This window comes from Litchfieldia alkalitelluris (assembly GCF_002019645.1).
GTDB lineage: Bacteria > Bacillota > Bacilli > Bacillales > Bacillaceae_L > Litchfieldia > Litchfieldia alkalitelluris.
In genome coordinates this window covers 5154785-5171906 of record NZ_KV917374.1, presented here as the reverse complement: position 1 = coordinate 5171906, position 17122 = coordinate 5154785, and the positions used below count along the sequence as shown (strand labels likewise).

The window sequence follows — 17122 nt, the reverse complement described above, 5'->3', positions numbered from 1 at the left end:
AAAGAAAATTAATCCAGTGCTACAAAGTTAGTACATTAGTGGAGGGTGAAAATGAAGGAATTACATACGTTCGGTTGGTATGCAGCTCGAATTAAGCCACATATGCCGAAAGAAGCTTTTAAGCCAGTACCAGCTCGATTATGGGGTGGACTAGCTTATCTATTAGTGATAATTGCATGTTTTTTAGTGATTGGATTGTTTGATTTACCGATGATAGTAAATTTGGTGCTTGCTTTTGTGTTAGGAACAAGCTTTGCAGCCATGGGCTTTCTTGGGCATGAGATTCTACATGGAACTGTGGTGAGAACCGCATGGCTGCGTGACGTATTAGGAGCAATTGCTTTTTGGCCATTAAGTACAGGACCAAGTCTTTGGAGAAAATGGCATAACCTTACACATCATGTTCATACGCAGGATGATGAAAATGATCCGGATTCCTGGCCAACCCTTGAGGCCATGATGAAGAAACCTATATTGCGTTGGATCTATAAATTACCTTTATCGTTTCGAGCATTTGTATGCTTTTGTTCCTTGGCCATTCAATTTACGGCACATTCATTAAAAATGTTTATGGTGTATATTAAAGAGTTTAATGTAAAAAAGCGTCCAAAAGTATGGATTGAATTAATTTTACCTTGGGCAACCTGGATTGGTTTATTATTTATTTTAGGGCCGACAAAATGGATATTTGCATTTTTACTGCCATTATTGATTGCAAATTTTATCGTGATGGGCTACATTTCTACAAATCATCGCCTAAATCCATTAGTACCTGTGAATGATCCGTTAGCCAACAGTCTTACTGTTACAGTTCCTAAATGGGTCGATGTATTACATTTTAATTTTTCATATCACACGGAGCATCATTTATTTCCTGGTATGAGCTCTAAATATTATCCACTTGTGAAACAGCATATTAAACGGATGTGGCCTGAGCGGTATCACGAAATGCCGCTAATTCGAGCACTTATTGCCTTGTGGAAAACACCACGAGTATATTTTAATGGTAATGAACTTGTTGATCCAAGGAAAAACCATTTATATGGTTCTTTAGGTAATGGATTGGATCCTAACAAAATTACCTCACGTGTGGAAATGCTTAAAAAAGAGGATGAAGCAGCAGAAGCTTTTCTAAATAGTGAAACAGAGGAAAAACCGATATAAAATACTTTTAAATGCTTACAGTTCCGTTGACGCGAAGAACAATACGCTCAGCAAATGAATGAAGAGACCAATTAGTATAGCTATTTGATCTCTTCATTTATTTTTAAGTCTTGACTTAATGGGATTTAACCTTCAAATTAGCTCGTTTTTAGCTTGCTAATTTATCCGATGCATAATAAGTATGATTCAGCTTCAATTTCTTTGCTAAATTGCCTGATTAAATATATGTATAGCATAGGAAAAAATCGAGTGATTAAACGTACTTAAAATAAGGGGAATTTTCCCTTTATACTGCAGAATTTAGCTAGGTTAGGGGTAATTAAGGGGAAGTTTTACCTTTATGCAAAGAAAAATCACCACATTTTCATGTTTTTAAGTAAATAACGGGAAATTTAACCTCTATTTTAGCAATTTTTAGTCATAGCACCTAAATAAAGGAAGTTCTTCCCCTTATTTTATCAGCTTATCATGCTGATTTCGTCATCTGGGTCCAAAGGTCTCCACTTTTATGGCGGGATGGGACTTTGAAGTAGGAATCGCTTATTGAACGAAAGGGTGCTTTGTTATAAGAAAAAAAGCTCGGTAAGCTCCGAGCTTTTTACTATTTCAGATGCTAATAGGGGTGTTAAATCCAATTTTCTCCCACACAGGGGAACCTGTTACATAATAAACCAGGTGTTTATACAAACGATTGTTTGAAATGAACTTTATTTTAAACAATCGTTTGTTTATTTTTTAACTATTTTTAAATGATCGTTTGTTTAGAATACTTTGGTTGTCCAAGTTTCACAGTTCCAAACATCTGAAACCACATCTTGATAAAATTCTGGTTCGTGGCAGATGATTATTACTGAACCTTTGTATGCTTTTAGAGCGCGTTTTAATTCGTCCTTCGCATCAACATCTAAATGGTTGGTCGGCTCATCAAGAACCAAGATGTTTGTCTCATTATTAATCAGCTTACATAAACGTACCTTTGCCTTTTCTCCACCACTAAGCACTTCAACTTTACTTTCGATATGCTTCGTCGTTAAACCACACTTAGCTAATGCCGCACGAATTTCTGCTTGATTATAAGAAGGAAACTCATTCCATACTTCTTCAATACAAGTATTATAATTCGCTTCTTTTATTTCTTGCTCAAAATATCCGATATATTGATAATCACCCAGCTCAACTTCTCCTGAAATAGGTTTATTAAGTCCGAGAATACTTTTTAATAAAGTTGTTTTACCAATACCGTTTGCACCCATTAGAGCAATCTTTTGGCCGCGCTCCATTTTTAGGTTTAATGGTTTTGATAATGGCTCAGTATAACCGATTACAAGATCTTTTGTTTGGAAAACGAGCTTACTTGATGCTCTCGCTTCTTTAAAATTAAATTCAGGTTTCGGTTTTTCTTTCGCAAGCTCAATGACATCCATTTTATCTAGCTTCTTCTGACGAGACATGGCCATATTTCTTGTCGCCACGCTTGCTTTGTTACGAGCAACGAAATCTTTAAGCTTGGAAATTTCCTGTTGTTGTCTTTTATAAGCAGATTCAAGCTGTTGCTTTTTCATCTCATGTACCTGCAAGAAATTATCATAGTCGCCAACATAGCGGTTAAGCTCTTGGTTTTCCATATGGTAAATCAAGTTAATTACACTGTTCAGGAAAGGAATATCATGTGATATTAAAATAAATGCATTCTCGTATTCTTGTAGATATCGTTTAAGCCAGACAATATGCTGCTCATCGAGATAGTTTGTCGGCTCATCTAGTAATAAAATATCTGGTTTTTCTAGTAAAAGCTTTGCAAGAAGAATCTTTGTACGTTGTCCACCACTTAAATCATGGACATCACGATCTAAGCCAATATCTTCTAAGCCTAGTCCTCTAGCAATTTCTTCAACTTTAGCATCAATTGTATAGAAATCATTGTTCGTTAAGATATCCTGAAGTGTACCAACTTCTTCTAACATCTTTTCTAGTTCTTCTGGAGACGCTTCGCCCATTTTGTTATAAATGTTATTGATTTCGGCTTCTAAATCAAAAAGATATTTAAAAGCACCTTTGAGTACATCACGAATGGATGAGCCGCGCTCAAGGGCAGCATGTTGATCAAGATATCCAACACGAACATTTCTTGACCACTCGACTTTTCCATCATCAGGCTGTAATTGACCTGTAATAATATTCATAAATGTTGATTTACCCTCACCATTAGCACCAATCAACCCAATGTGCTCACCCTTTAATAGGCGAAAGGATACATCATTAAATATGGCACGATCTCCAAACCCATGACTTAAGTTTTTAACTGTTAAAACACTCATTTATTATATTCACCTTTTCTATATAAGGATAATGGTTAACTTGATTTTCATAAAAACATACATATTCGATTATATATGAGATTTCAAAAGGTTTAAAGATGAACAGCGAAAATTAAGGAATGTAAATTTTGACTTGTCTTAAAATTAGTTACGATATTTTCGTAACTTGTCTCATATCTTAGAAGAAAGCTTGTTTCGTTAATAAACCAGGTTGTTAGTGGATACTTGGTAATTTGCAATGAAAAGAAGGGGATATGACAACATGAGTACATTCTTAAAAGGAACATTGGTTTTAATATTAGTTGCTTTTATTGGTGAGTGTATAGAATTTTTAGTGAACATGGTTCTTGCAAGGGAACTTGGTGAAGTAGGAATGGGTTTGTATATGACCATCTTACCTTCTATTTTTTTAGTCGTCATTTTAGCTAGTTTAGAATTACCAATCTCAGTTTCAAAGTTAATTGCAGAGAATGAAAGGAAATACCATAGCAACATGCTTCAACATATTATGAAAATAACAGTATTGATGACGATCTTGTTTATTGTTTTAGCGTCACTTATCTTACCGTATGTTTCCATTTTTGATGATTACCATCCACTTGTACGTTGGTTGGTCGTGATGTTAATTCCACTCATTTCTTTTACATCCATTGCCCGTGGTTATTTTATGGGAGTACAAAAAATGGGGAAAATTGCTTTTTCAAATTTTTTAAGAAAAGCAATTCAGCTAATCCTGCTTGTTTTTATTTATCAAATGTTCGACTTTAACTTGGATTATGCGATACTGATTGCTTTAGGAACATTGGTCATTAGTGATATTTTCGTGTTTGCTTACCTTTTTTATGAGTATCTTGTACGAGTCCGAGTATTGAATAAACAATCAAACGCATTGATGAGTGTAAAAAAGGTGCGAAAACAGTTGATGTCGATTTCTCTACCAACAACTGGGCTTAGAATCTTTCATTCTGTGACACATGCGATCCAACCATTTTTAGTGAAGGCAGCACTTATAAGGGCGGGAATGCCTGCAGCTGTCGCAACTGAGCATTATGGATTATTGGCGGGTGTTGCTTTATCGATTGGGTTTTTCCCTGCATTTATTGCTCATTCATTACTAATTGTACTAATTCCAACTGTTTCGGAGGCATACTCAAATGGGGATCTAGTTAAACTTCAACAACTTCTCCAGAAAGTGTTGCGTTTTACGATGCTATATGGTGTTCCAGCGATTTGTTTATTTTATTTCTTTGCAGATCCACTCACGCATTTGTTTTTTGAATCAACAGCCGCAACGGTTTATTTGCAAATGCTATGGCCATATTTTCTCTTTCATTTCTTTGTGATTCCTATGCAAGCCTATCTTATTGGATTAGGGCTATTAAAGGATGCTCTGTTTCACACGATATGGTCTCATGTTATCGCATTTTTAATGATGTTTATTTTAGGCTCACTGCAGCAGCTTCAAATGGAAGGGATTATAATTGGAATGAACATGGGGGCAGTACTTCTAACCTTAATGCATTATGTAACGATTTGTAAAAAGATTGGTTTAAATGTATTTATGAAGGTACCAGTAAAGAATTTTAATTAGATGAGTATATATAATAAAGTTTTAAGAGACTGACAGTATACATTAGGTGACTGTCTAGTGGTTGAAACGAACTATCTGCATTGCAAGGCGACTGTTCACAGTCAACTTATTAAACTTGACTGTAAGGAGCTATCCAAATGGGTAGCTCTTCAGAATCAAGCGGTGAAGAAGTTCCCGCCGGATAAGTAGAAGAAGTTGCCGTATGATGCGTCAAAGCCGCCGTATTTAAGGAGAAAGTCGCCTTATTCTAGGTTCAGAAACAAGGGGTGAAGAAGTTCCCGCCGGATAAGTGGTAGAAGTCGCCGTATGGTGCGTCAAAGCCGCCGTATTTAAGGAGAAAGTCGCCGTATTCTAGGTTCAGAATCAAGCGGTGAAGAAGTTCCCGCCGGATAAGTAGAAGAAGTCGCCGTATAGTGCGTCAAAGCCGCCGTATTCGAGGAGAAAGTCGCCGTATTCTAGGTTCAGAATCAAGCGGTGAAGAAGTTCCCGCCGGATAAGTAGAAGAAGTGGCCGTATAGTGCGTCAAAGCCGCCGTATTTAAGGAGAAAGCCGCCGTATTCCAGGTTCAGAATCAAGCGGAAGAAGTTCCCGCCGGATAAGTAGAAGAAGTGGCCGTATAGTGCGTCAAAGCCGCCGTATTTAAGGAGAAAGCCGCCGTATTCCAGGTTCAGAATCAAGCGGTGAAGAAGTTCCCGCCGGATAAGTAGAAGAAGTGGCCGTATGGTGCGTCAAAGCCGCCGTATTCGAGGAGAAAGTCGCCGTATTCTAGGTTCGGAAGAGTCAAGTCCATAATATTGTGTAAAATACTAATACAATGTTTTCAACTGTTTTCAAGGTTTGGGGTTAGGTCTCCCCTTACATTTTTTTTTGCGAAAGCTTCCATGGTTTTTCTTTTGCATATCCAGGAGAGGCTGTCAAAGGCCTTTCACTTTGATAGCCTCTCCTGGATATGCCACAATACCATAATTGGAAGTTTCGAAAAAAATACTATAGGGACTTCTTCCGGGAGTATGCGTTCTCTTGATATTCCATTAAGACTGCACCTACTAAACGAAAAGCAGACTGTGTATTCGGAAATATCCTAATGACTCTTTCTCTTCTTCGTACTTCTTGATTTAAGCGTTCAAGAGAATTGGTACTTCTCAGGTAACATCGCATACCTTCGGGATGATTCATATACTGAATGGTATCTTCGAAACCTTCTTCAAAAATCTGAAGAGCCTTCTCATATTTTGGGATATCCCCATATTGACTCATTAGTTCATTCTTAAAAGTACGGATATCCTCGATCGTTATTGCTTCAAACACTCGTTTTATCATCTTACGAATATCAGCAGAGTCTTTCTTTGGCAGCTTGTTAATAATATTCCGTTTAAAATGCACATAACACCTTTGCCAGCTAGTACCTATAAATTCACGTTGTATTGCCTTTTGCAACCCTTTATGTGCATCTGAAATAACAAGTTTTGGGGATTGAAGCCCACGCGATTTAAGCTGTTGAATAAAGCGACTCCAACTCTCAAAATCCTCAACATGATCCACACTTAACCCTAAAACTTCACGCTTGTTTTTATCCGTAATCGCTGTAGCAATATAAACTGCTTTGGAGACGATTTGATGATGTTCCCGAACTTTTATATACATTGCATCAACAAAAAGGTAGGGGAAATATCTAGTGTTTAAAGGTCGTTTAGCCCAATCATTAACAATTGGATCAAGTTTTTGAGTAAGTGACGAAACAAATGACTTTGAGACAGATTCGCCACAAAGCTGTTCTACAATTTGAGTGACCTTGCGAGTTGATACACCATTAATAACCATCTCCAACATAGAGATAACTAGAGCTTGGTCACAACGGGCGTATTTCTCAAATACTGAGGTTGAAAATTCACCATTACGAGTTCTTGGTACCTTAAGCGTGACTTTACCAACATTCAAGAGTAACTCACGTTCATAATAACCATTACGATAATCACGTCGATCAGCGGACCGCTCATAGGCAGCTACGTTTAAATAGTCATCTCTCTCTTTTTCCATGACATTATTTAATACCAAAACAATCGCAGATTTGATAACTGCTTCAATATCAGAATTTATAACGGATTCTTTTAAATTTTCCAAATCTAGGGTAAACTGTAATTGGGTCATTATTATTCCTCTTTTCTAATGTTTATCGTCGTTGAAAACATTGTAGCCAAGAGTGAATAATATGAACCCTTTTTCTTTTTACACAATTATACGGACTTAATCTTCGGAAGCAAGCGGTGAAGTAATTCCCGCCGGATAAGTGGTAGAAGTCGCCGCATAGTGCGTCAAAGCCGCCGTATTTTAAGGAGAAAGTCGCCGTATTCCAGGTTCAGAATCAAGCTGTGAAGAAGTTCCCGCCGGATAAGTAGAAGAAGTGGCCGTATGGTGCGTCAAAGCCGCCGTATTTTAAGGAGAAAGTCGACGAATCTTTAGCCTGAATCATAAAGGCATAGATCCCGGAAAATAAGTGAACCCCAATCCTTGCCGTTAGGTGACCTCGTCAGACATTAAAAATCTATAGCTAAGTGCTCCATAAATGCCTATGGTAACAGAATAAATGCACGCTTACTGTGAACACTAAATCATAAAGATTTTTCCTTAAATTGGAGGATAGTAAGTGATGATTACATTAAAAGATATAGAGGCAGCAAAAGCGAAGATGCACGGTATCGTCCATTACACTCATCTGGATCACTCAACGACATTTAGTAAGCTCGGTAACAATGAAATTTATTTAAAACTCGAAAATCTACAAAAAACAGGGTCGTTCAAGGCGAGAGGTTCTTATAATAAAATGATGTCACTGACCCCTGAGGAATTGGAAAAAGGGGTCATTGCAGCGTCAGCTGGGAATCATGCACAAGGTGTTGCATACTCAAGTAGTCAACTAAATGTACCTTGTACAATTGTTATGCCAAAAGGCGCTCCATTGAGCAAGGTCGAGGCTACCAAAAGATATGGTGCGAATGTGGAGCTACATGGAACGACTTTTGATGAGGCACTCGAATATGCCCTGGGACTACAAAAGGAGCTTGGCGCTACATTTGTACATCCATTTGATGATTTAGCGATTATTGCTGGTCAGGGTACCGTTGGGATTGAAATTTTTGAGCAATTACCTGAAGTAGATGCCGTTGTTTGTCCTGTAGGTGGAGGTGGATTAATAGCGGGGGTAGCTCTTGCGTTAAAAGCATTAAAACCATCTGTCAAGGTGTTTGGAGTAGAATCAAGGGCATGCCCTAGTATGAAAGAATCGTTGGAAGCAAACAAGCCTATCGTTACAAAGTCATTACCATCAATGGCTGATGGAATTGCCGTTAAAAAGCCTGGCCAGCTCACGTTTGATATAATTAAGCAATATGTGGATGATATTTTTATTGTTGAAGAAATGGAAATTGCCAGAACGATGCTGTTATTACTCGAACGAAATAAGTTACTTGTCGAAGGATCAGCAGCCACTTCATTAGCTGCTATGTTGTATCATAAAATTCCAATAGAAAATGCCAATGTTGTCCCGATCATTACTGGTGGTAATGTAGATATGAACTTTATATCTAGAATTATCGAACATGGGATGGTTGAATCAGGAAGATTTCTTTCAGTTATTACAACGATCACCGATAAGCCAGGAAATCTACAAAGGTTGCTACAATTAATCGCAGAACTTGACGGAAACGTGTTAAATATTAATCATCAACGAATTGGTGCAAAAGTCTTTCCAGGTCAAACTCAAATTCAATTATCCCTTGAAACGAAAAATCAAACACATATTGACCAAATTATTCACAAAATGCAAGATGCTGGGTACGTGGTTAAGATAGAAGTATAAAGAAATCAAAAAGCACTAATGGAATGCCATTAGTGCTTTTCTGGTCTCTTATATTGCTTGTAGCTTTTTTATCATACTTAACGAACGACCGGTGCCAATAGCAACCGCCTCTAGTGGATTTGGTGCAATATGAACAGGGACATGAATTTGTTCGCTTAGCCAATCCTGAAGGCCTTTTAAAAGTGCTCCTCCGCCAGTCAGTATAACACCACGATCAACGATGTCTCCACTCAACTCAGGAGGACAGTCTTCAAGAGTAGATCTTACCGCTTCTAATATATGAAATAAGGCATCCTGAAGAGTGGTTTGAATCTCTAAAGAGGATAATGTGATCGTTTTTGGCAATCCCATTACTAAGTCTCTTCCTCTGACTTCTATAATCTCTTTTTGATGTTTAATTGGAGCATACCCAATTTCCATTTTTATTTGCTCTGCTGTGCGCTCTCCGATGAGTACATTATATTTTTTTCGAACGTAGTGAATGATATCTTCATCAAATTGATCACCGCCTACTGTTATCGATTGGTACGTAACAACTCCACCGAAGGAAATAATCGCTACCTCAGTTGTACCCCCACCGATATCGACAACCACGTTTGCTGTTGGTTCATCAACTGGTAAATCTGCACCAATTGCAGCTGCAATTGGTTCTTCAATAAGGTGAACTGTTTTTGCCCACTATTTCTTGCAGCATCCTGAATGGCTCTTCTCTCTACAGATGTTGCTCCAGAAGGTGTACATACAACAAGATTTGGTTTTCGTAGTGAATAACCAAGCTTTTTTCCTGCTTTGATCATAATATGTCTAAGCATTTCTGAAGTCATATGATAGTCGGCGATCACACCTTTTTTTAATGGGCGAACGGCAATAATTCTGCCAGGTGTTTTTCCGATCATCTCTTTTGCTTCTAGACCGACAGCAATGACTTTATTTGTAACCGTATCGACTGCTACTACAGACGGTTCATTTAAGATTATTCCTTTATTTTTACTATATACAAGTATGTTAGCTGTTCCTAAATCAATTCCAAGTTCCATTGTAGAAAACATGTGTATTCCTATCCTTTCATACTTGACCCCATTATAGATTTCAAAGTAGTTTGTCGATTTGTGGGGGTCTATGTCAAAAAGAAAGGATTTAGTTAAAACGTAGAACAAGGATATAATAAAATAAATTTTAAAATAAGGATGAGACATATGGAATGGAATAAAGGTCAATTTCTCATAAGTGATGACAAAGATAAAATCCAGATTGAATTGGTTCTGAGACTCCTATTAGGTAGTTACTGGGCTAAGGATCTTGAGAGAGAGGTCATTGAAAAAGCAATTCAGAATTCAGTTTGCTTTGGGATATATTGTGATAATAAGCAAATAGGATTCGCACGAGCAATTACTGATCGAGCAGTAATGACATGGATCTTAGATGTGATTGTAGATGAACAGTTCAGGGGAAATGGGCTCGGAAAGTGGTTAGTAGAATGTATGTTAAATCACCCAGAATTAAAGGATACAAAATTCCGCTTAACCACAAGTGATGCTCATGAATTATATCGGAAATTTGGTTTTGATCAAGAGAAGATTATGGTAAGGCAGCGGGTGTAGCGAGCTTTACTCTGCTAATAGATTAGAATGATAACTTGTTAAAATGTGGTAATTAATCATTGACAGTCGTTTTTCCGCACACATACAATAGAAGTAGTTAATAGTCAGTAGTAGATTCTTAGACACAGGTGTTGATAAACATGCTAAAGAGCGACAAAGACAGATTAGGTAAAAATGCATTATTGCTTGTTTTATCTGAGGAAAAAGAGGAAGAACAAGCAGCCATATCACAACTTGACCGTTTGCAATGGCGATATTGTAAGGGGAAAGTTGGATCAATGGAGCTTCAGAAAATTGTCGCTGCAATTGAAACAACAGCCAAACGGCAAGGAATTGTAGATGGTGAATTATATCGTGAAATGCATGCCTTATACCATGCCATCATTGAAGCAATGCATGGGGTAACTAGAGGACAGGTAGAACTGGGTAATATGCTTCGGACTGTGGGGTTAAGGTTTTCAATTGTTCGAGGAACCCCATATGAAAGTGAACAAGAAGGCGAGTGGCTAGCAGTTGCCTTGTACGGGACGATTGGTGCACCTGTTAGAGGGTTAGAGCATGAGACTATTGGTTTAGGAATTAATCATATTTAAAATTTCATAAAGATACGAGCCTAGAGCTTTTAGTGGATTTATAGGGGGCTGTATTACAAACATTTTAAGGAATGTTTTGTGATACAGCCCTTTTCTTTATTTTGATAAAGGGGTGAAGCAGAGTTGGTTATTTTAACAGGTTATACATTAACACTAGAAGAGATTAAGAGAGTGGTTTATGACAATGAAATTGTTGTCGCCTCAAAGGATAGTATGGAAGCAGTTGAGAAAAGCAGAAAAGCTGTTGACAAAATAGTTGAGTCAAAAAAAGTTATTTATGGAATTACTACAGGGTTTGGGAAGTTTGCTGATGTTTATATCGATTGTAGTGATGTAGAAGAGCTTCAATTAAATTTAATTCACTCACATGCCTGTGGCGTTGGAGATCCTTTTCCAGAGCTAGTTTCAAGAGCGATGATTTTGTTAAGAACTAATGCATTACTGAAGGGATATTCAGGTGTGAGAACAGAGGTGATTGAAATCCTCATAGACCTAGTTAATGCAGGGATTCATCCGGTAATACCCCAGCAAGGGTCACTCGGAGCTAGCGGCGATTTAGCACCACTTTCGCATCTTGCCCTTGTTTTAATGGGAGAGGGAGAGGTGGTGTATCAAGGTAAAACGCAAAAAGCAATAGATGCACTCTCTAATGAACGGATTGAACCTATTACCTTAAAAGCAAAAGAAGGCTTAGCACTTATCAATGGAACTCAAGCGATGACAGCGATGGGGGTTATTGGTTACCTAGAAGCTGAGCAGCTAGCATATCAAAGTGAACTCATCTCTTCGATTACTCTTGAGGGGTTAAGAGGAATAATTGATGCCTTTGATGACGATATCCATCAGGTGAGAGGATACAAAGAACAGGTTGATGTAGCTAAAAGAATAAGAGAATACTTGAATGATAGTCAATTAACAACCACTCAAGGCGAGATAAGGGTACAAGATGCCTATTCATTAAGATGTATTCCACAGGTTCATGGTGCGTCATGGCAGGTGCTCAATTATGTGAAGGAAAAACTTGAAATTGAAGTGAATGCGGCAACTGATAATCCACTCATTTTTGATGAAGGACGAAAAGTGATTTCTGGTGGCAATTTTCATGGTCAGCCAATTGCATTTGCGATGGACTTCATGAAGTTGTCACTTGCGGAGTTAGCAAATATTTCTGAGAGAAGAATAGAGAGATTAGTTAATCCACAGCTTAATGATTTGCCACCATTTTTAAGTCCGGAGCCTGGTCTGCAATCGGGTGCCATGATTATGCAATATTGTGCAGCAGCCCTTGTTTCGGAAAATAAAACACTCGCACACCCAGCAAGTGTTGACTCTATTCCATCGTCTGCAAATCAAGAGGATCATGTGAGTATGGGGACAATTGGCTCAAGGCATGCCTATCAAATTCTCCAAAATGCACGAAGAGTGTTAGCAATTGAGCTGATTTGTGCTCTTCAAGCGGTTGAATACAGAGGAGTTGAGAAGATGGCTACAAAAACAAAGGGGTTTTATATGGAAGCAAGAAAACTAGTTCCTTCGATGATAAAGGATCGGATATTTTCAAAAGATATTGAGGCTGTTACTACTTGGCTTAAGGAGTTTGACTTTGCCGGTATGATTTGTAAAAATTCAACACCAACTATTAAGGAGGTTAAATAATGAGTAAACAAGTAAAACGAACGATAAGAGCAAAAAAAGGATTAGAGCTTGAATGCAAAGGTTGGGAGCAAGAAGCTGTATTAAGAATGCTTTATAACAATTTGGATCCAGAGGTAGCTGAGAAAGGTGAAGAGTTAGTTGTATATGGTGGAATTGGAAAAGCTGCAAGAAACTGGGAAGCATTTGATGCGCTTGTTGCTACTCTTAGAAAGCTAGAAAAAAATGAAACCATGCTAATTCAATCAGGTAAGCCAGTAGGTGTTTTTAAAACTCATGAACAAGCTCCAAGAGTCCTGTTATCTAACTCGGTACTTGTACCTAAATGGGCGAATTGGGAGCATTTCCACGAGCTTGATCAAAAAGGTCTTATGATGTATGGACAAATGACGGCAGGGAGTTGGATTTATATCGGTACCCAAGGAATTCTTCAGGGGACTTATGAAACCTTTGCAAGTGTTGCCAAAGCACATTTTAACGGTTCCTTAACAGGAACAATTACACTAACTGCTGGACTTGGTGGAATGGGAGGAGCTCAGCCCCTAGCTGTTACGATGAATGGCGGAGTCGTAATTGCTGTCGACGTGGATCCTGCTAAAATTCAGAAGCGAATTGATACGAAATATTGTGATTTAATGACAGGTTCTATTGATGAAGCGTTAATGTGGGCTTATGAAGCAAAAGACAAGGGTGAGGCATTATCCATTGGTCTTATCGGAAATGCTGCAGAAGTCCATCATGAGCTATTAAAAAGAGGGGTGAAAATTGATATTGTAACAGATCAAACCTCTGCCCATGATCCCTTGAATGGATATATACCTGTTGGCCTTACAGTAGAAGAAGCTCTAAGTTTTAGGGAAAGTCAGCCAAAAGACTATGTAACGAAAGCAAATGAAAGTATGGCTAACCATGTAAAAGCAATGCTTGAGTTTCAAAAGCGTGGTTCAATCGTCTTCGACTATGGTAATAATATCAGACAGGTTGCTTTAGATGAAGGTGTGGAAAATGCTTTTAGTTTTCCAGGCTTCGTTCCAGCTTATATCCGTCCATTGTTTTGCGAGGGCAAAGGTCCGTTTCGTTGGGCTGCCTTATCTGGGGACCCAGAGGATATTTATCGTACCGACCAACTGATTAAAGAGCTTTTTCCTGACAATGAACCGCTTCTACGTTGGATTGAAATGGCCGGAGAGAAGGTCGCATTCCAAGGGCTGCCGTCACGGATTTGCTGGTTAGGCTACGGTGAAAGGGTTAAAATGGGGCTTGCGATTAATGAGCTTGTTCGCAAAGGCGAGTTAAAGGCACCAATTGTTATCGGACGGGATCATTTAGATTGTGGATCTGTTGCTTCTCCAAATCGTGAAACCGAAGCGATGAAGGATGGAAGTGATGCTGTAGGCGATTGGGCTATTCTAAATGCGTTAATTAATACTGCTGCAGGTGGTTCATGGATCTCATTCCATCATGGTGGTGGTGTCGGAATGGGCTATTCTCTACATGCCGGAATGGTTGTGGTGGCAGATGGAACTAGTTTAGCACAAGAAAGGCTAGAACGCGTATTAACTACTGATCCTGGAATGGGAGTCATTCGTCACGTCGATGCTGGATATGATCGTGCTGTAGAGGTTGCCGAGGAAAATCACATAGTCATTCCGATGCGACAGGAGGAGAAAAATGATTAAGAAAGTAGATACACTCATAATCAATATTGGGCAGTTGCTAACAATGGATACAGGGTCAAACGAACCTGTGAGAGGGGATGCACTTCAGAGTTTACCCATTGTTGAGCATGCAGCTGTGGGAATTATGGATGGCAAGATTGTATTTGCAGGTTTCGAAAAAGATGCTAACACGCTAGAAGCGAAGGAAGTTATAGATGCTGATGGGAAATTAGTTACTCCAGGATTAGTAGATTCTCATACACATTTAATATTCGGTGGATCCAGAGAGCATGAGCTTTCATTAAAACAACAAGGAGTTCCATATTTAGAGATATTGCAACAAGGAGGGGGCATTCTATCAACGGTTAAAGCTACACGAGAAGCCACCGAGGAAGAATTACTCAATAAAGCTTATTTTCATTTAAATCGTTTATTAAGCTATGGAATAACAACAGTGGAAGCGAAAAGTGGTTATGGCTTAGATACTGAAACCGAGCTAAAGCAACTAAGGGTTGTCAAAAAGTTGAATGAAATCCACTGTATCGATCTCGTCTCGACTTTTCTAGGAGCACACGCAATCCCTCCAGAATATAAGCAGCAATCAGAAGAATTTTTACTAGAAATGGAGAACCTCTTGGATGTAATAAAAGAAGAGAGCTTAGCAGAGTTTGTCGACATCTTCTGTGAAACGGGTGTTTTTACAGTAGAGCAGTCAAGAAGGTTTTTAACCTCTGCAAAACGAAGAGGATTTGATGTGAAAATACATGCTGATGAGATTGATCCTTTAGGTGGTACAGAGCTAGCGGTTGAACTGTGTGCAAGAAGCGGGGACCACCTTGTTGGAGCATCTGATGAGGGAATACGGCAATTGGCCGACTCTAGTACCATTGCGGTATTACTTCCGGGAACATCCTTTTATCTAGGGAAAGACAAGAATGCTAGAGCAAGAGAAATGATTGATGCGGGATGTGCTGTTGCTTTATCGACAGATTTTAATCCAGGAAGCTCACCCACGGAAAATTTACAATTGATCATGTCATTAGCAGCATTAAAATTAAAAATGTCACCTGAGGAAATATGGTATGCAGTTACTGTAAATGCAGCGCACGCGATAAACAGAGAGAAGACTGCAGGGAAAATTGCACTACATCGTCCGGCAGATCTAGTGATTTGGGATAGTCCAAACTATCAATATATTCCTTATCATTATGGTGTGAATCATGTGAACACAGTGCTTAAAAACGGTCATGTGGTCTATAAAAGGGGGCAATGAAGATGGATTATCTAAAAGCAGCAGGGAAAGCTGTTTTTAATGATCAGTTTGTTACAAAAGCGGATGTACTGCTACACTCAGCTGAAACAGCGAATCATTCAATTGGCCTAATAGGTGTGCCGTTATCGAAATCATCAATTAGTCATTCAGGGGCATCTTTTTCACCCACAGTAATTAGGAGAATGTTACAGTCATTTACAACCTATTGTAGTAGTTCAGAGATTGATTTAGTTAATAGTCTTATAACAGATTTCGGAGATGTGGTGATGCATGCAACAGATATTACCGAATCACAATCTCGAATAAAAAGTACAATTGAAAAGATTTTAATAGACCATCAACCCAATCATATGATTATTTTGGGTGGAGACCATTCCATAAGTTTTCCTTCAATTGCGGCATTCTCTAAACAAAGTAAAGTGGGTGTGATCCAATTCGACGCCCACCATGACCTAAGAAATCTTGATGACGGAGGTCCAACGAATGGTACACCCTTCCGTAGTTTAATAGAAGGCAACTATATTGAGGGGAAAAACCTTGTTCAAATTGGTATTCGTGACTTCATGAATAGCAAAGCATATTCAGATTATGCCAAAGAAAAAGGGGTAAAGGTTTTTACCGTACAGGATGTTCAAACTAAATCTATCGAATTAATCGTGAAGGAAGCGATTGACTACCTTTCAAGAGAGGTGGATATGATTTATCTTTCTGTTGATGTGGATGTATTAGATCAGGCATTTGCTCCAGGTTGTCCAGCAATTGGACCTGGTGGGTTGGATAGCGCGACTTTACTTAAAGCTATAGAAATAGTAAGTTCTTGTTCTCTTGTAAAAGCAATCGATATTGTTGAAATTGACCCAACAATCGATTTTAGAGATATGACAAGTAAAATGGCTGCTTATATTATTTTAACTTTTTTAAAAAATGTTGGTAAAAATTAATTAAGATTAAAACTGTAAATAACTGTGAAAAAGAAGTAAAATAATAATATTAAAAGAGTGATCCACTTCAAAAAAGTAGGAGGGGTTAACCATGGACTTTTCACAGATTGCATCTGAAGATAAAATTCGACGTGCATATGAAGATGGTGAATTTAATGATTTACCCGGATTAGGAGAAAAGTTAAAGCTTGAAGATCTATCCGCTATTCCTCAGGAGCTTCGAATGGCATATAAAATGATGAAAAATGCAGGGATTATAAATGAAGAGACAGAGCTTAGAAAAGAGTTATTAACCATTGAAGATTTGATTGATAAATGTCAAGACGATGGTCAAAGAGCACAGCTGCAAGGGAAACTTACTCAAAAAAAGCTAAGATTAAACCAAGTCATGAAAACGAGGAAAAGTAATTCCAATTCAGCAATGTTCAAAAACTATGAAACAAAGATAAATAGTAAGTTTTGACAAAAAATGGG

At 38.3% G+C, this 17122-nt stretch carries 12 protein-coding genes and 1 pseudogene; 10 read left to right on the top strand and 3 right to left on the bottom strand.

What is annotated here, in order from left to right; translation table 11 throughout:
* Positions 1-51: 51 nt before the first annotated feature.
* Positions 52-1164, top strand: a complete 1113-nt coding sequence (locus BK579_RS24175) for a Delta(10) desaturase DesB (protein ID WP_078549942.1) — start codon at positions 52-54, stop codon at positions 1162-1164.
* Positions 1165-1925: 761 nt separating this feature from the next.
* Here BK579_RS24175 and BK579_RS24170 read toward each other — a convergent pair.
* Positions 1926-3482 carry an ABC-F family ATP-binding cassette domain-containing protein gene (locus tag BK579_RS24170; protein WP_078549940.1) on the bottom strand — a complete coding sequence of 519 codons (1557 nt, stop codon included), beginning with the start codon at positions 3480-3482 and terminating at the stop codon, positions 1926-1928.
* 262 nt (positions 3483-3744) lie between these two features.
* Between BK579_RS24170 and BK579_RS24165 the strand changes: the two genes are divergently transcribed.
* A complete protein-coding gene (locus tag BK579_RS24165; RefSeq protein ID WP_078549938.1) occupies positions 3745-5073 on the top strand; it encodes a polysaccharide biosynthesis protein in 1329 nt (442 codons plus the stop codon).
* A 987-nt stretch (positions 5074-6060) separates the two neighbouring features.
* Here the strand turns inward: BK579_RS24165 and BK579_RS24160 are convergent.
* Positions 6061-7221: an IS256 family transposase gene (locus BK579_RS24160; RefSeq protein WP_078549937.1), complete on the bottom strand. Its 1161-nt coding sequence runs from the start codon at positions 7219-7221 to the stop codon at positions 6061-6063.
* A gap of 499 nt (positions 7222-7720) precedes the next feature.
* On the opposite strand from BK579_RS24160, the gene ilvA reads away from it, so the two are divergent.
* A complete protein-coding gene (gene ilvA, locus BK579_RS24155) occupies positions 7721-8929 on the top strand; it encodes a threonine ammonia-lyase (protein ID WP_078549935.1) in 1209 nt (402 codons plus the stop codon).
* A 48-nt stretch (positions 8930-8977) separates the two neighbouring features.
* Here the strand turns inward: ilvA and mreBH are convergent.
* Positions 8978-9978, bottom strand: a pseudogene (mreBH, locus tag BK579_RS24150) (rod-share determining protein MreBH).
* 147 nt (positions 9979-10125) lie between these two features.
* Here mreBH and BK579_RS24145 point away from each other — a divergent pair.
* From BK579_RS24145 to BK579_RS24115, 7 genes are all read left to right on the top strand, one after another.
* Entirely contained in the window at positions 10126-10530 is a 405-nt protein-coding gene (locus tag BK579_RS24145) for a GNAT family N-acetyltransferase (RefSeq protein WP_078549933.1), read from the top strand.
* Positions 10531-10670: 140 nt separating this feature from the next.
* On the top strand, positions 10671-11123 hold the full coding sequence (gene hutP, locus BK579_RS24140; protein ID WP_078549932.1) for a hut operon transcriptional regulator HutP: 453 nt from the start codon (positions 10671-10673) through the stop codon (positions 11121-11123).
* 123 nt (positions 11124-11246) lie between these two features.
* Positions 11247-12779, top strand: coding sequence for a histidine ammonia-lyase (gene hutH / locus BK579_RS24135; RefSeq protein ID WP_078549930.1), 1533 nt, complete (start codon positions 11247-11249; stop codon positions 12777-12779).
* Positions 12779-14455 (top strand): urocanate hydratase, encoded by a 1677-nt coding sequence (gene hutU / locus BK579_RS24130; RefSeq protein ID WP_078549928.1) that lies wholly within the window; start codon positions 12779-12781, stop codon positions 14453-14455. Before hutH ends, hutU begins: the two co-directional genes overlap by 1 nt.
* Positions 14448-15707 (top strand): imidazolonepropionase, encoded by a 1260-nt coding sequence (hutI, locus tag BK579_RS24125; RefSeq protein WP_078549926.1) that lies wholly within the window; start codon positions 14448-14450, stop codon positions 15705-15707. The genes hutU and hutI overlap by 8 nt, the downstream gene beginning before the upstream one ends.
* Before the next feature lie 2 nt (positions 15708-15709).
* Positions 15710-16648, top strand: a complete 939-nt coding sequence (gene hutG, locus BK579_RS24120; protein ID WP_078549925.1) for a formimidoylglutamase — start codon at positions 15710-15712, stop codon at positions 16646-16648.
* A gap of 91 nt (positions 16649-16739) precedes the next feature.
* The gene (locus BK579_RS24115; protein ID WP_078549923.1) at positions 16740-17111 is read left to right on the top strand and encodes a DnaJ family domain-containing protein; all 372 of its coding nucleotides are present in this window, start codon (positions 16740-16742) and stop codon (positions 17109-17111) included.
* Positions 17112-17122 lie beyond the last annotated feature (11 nt).

Bases quoted from the DNA above. Each gene is read 5' to 3' on its own strand.
- BK579_RS24175 (WP_078549942.1), top strand. From the start codon at position 52: ATGAAGGAATTACATACGTTCGGTTGGTATGCAGCTCGAATTAAGCCA.
- BK579_RS24170 (WP_078549940.1), bottom strand. From the start codon at position 3,482: ATGAGTGTTTTAACAGTTAAAAACTTAAGTCATGGGTTTGGAGATCGT.
- BK579_RS24165 (WP_078549938.1), top strand. From the start codon at position 3,745: ATGAGTACATTCTTAAAAGGAACATTGGTTTTAATATTAGTTGCTTTT.
- BK579_RS24160 (WP_078549937.1), bottom strand. From the start codon at position 7,221: ATGACCCAATTACAGTTTACCCTAGATTTGGAAAATTTAAAAGAATCC.
- ilvA (WP_078549935.1), top strand. From the start codon at position 7,721: ATGATTACATTAAAAGATATAGAGGCAGCAAAAGCGAAGATGCACGGT.
- BK579_RS24145 (WP_078549933.1), top strand. From the start codon at position 10,126: ATGGAATGGAATAAAGGTCAATTTCTCATAAGTGATGACAAAGATAAA.
- hutP (WP_078549932.1), top strand. From the start codon at position 10,671: ATGCTAAAGAGCGACAAAGACAGATTAGGTAAAAATGCATTATTGCTT.
- hutU (WP_078549928.1), top strand. From the start codon at position 12,779: ATGAGTAAACAAGTAAAACGAACGATAAGAGCAAAAAAAGGATTAGAG.
- hutI (WP_078549926.1), top strand. From the start codon at position 14,448: ATGATTAAGAAAGTAGATACACTCATAATCAATATTGGGCAGTTGCTA.
- hutG (WP_078549925.1), top strand. From the start codon at position 15,710: ATGGATTATCTAAAAGCAGCAGGGAAAGCTGTTTTTAATGATCAGTTT.
- BK579_RS24115 (WP_078549923.1), top strand. From the start codon at position 16,740: ATGGACTTTTCACAGATTGCATCTGAAGATAAAATTCGACGTGCATAT.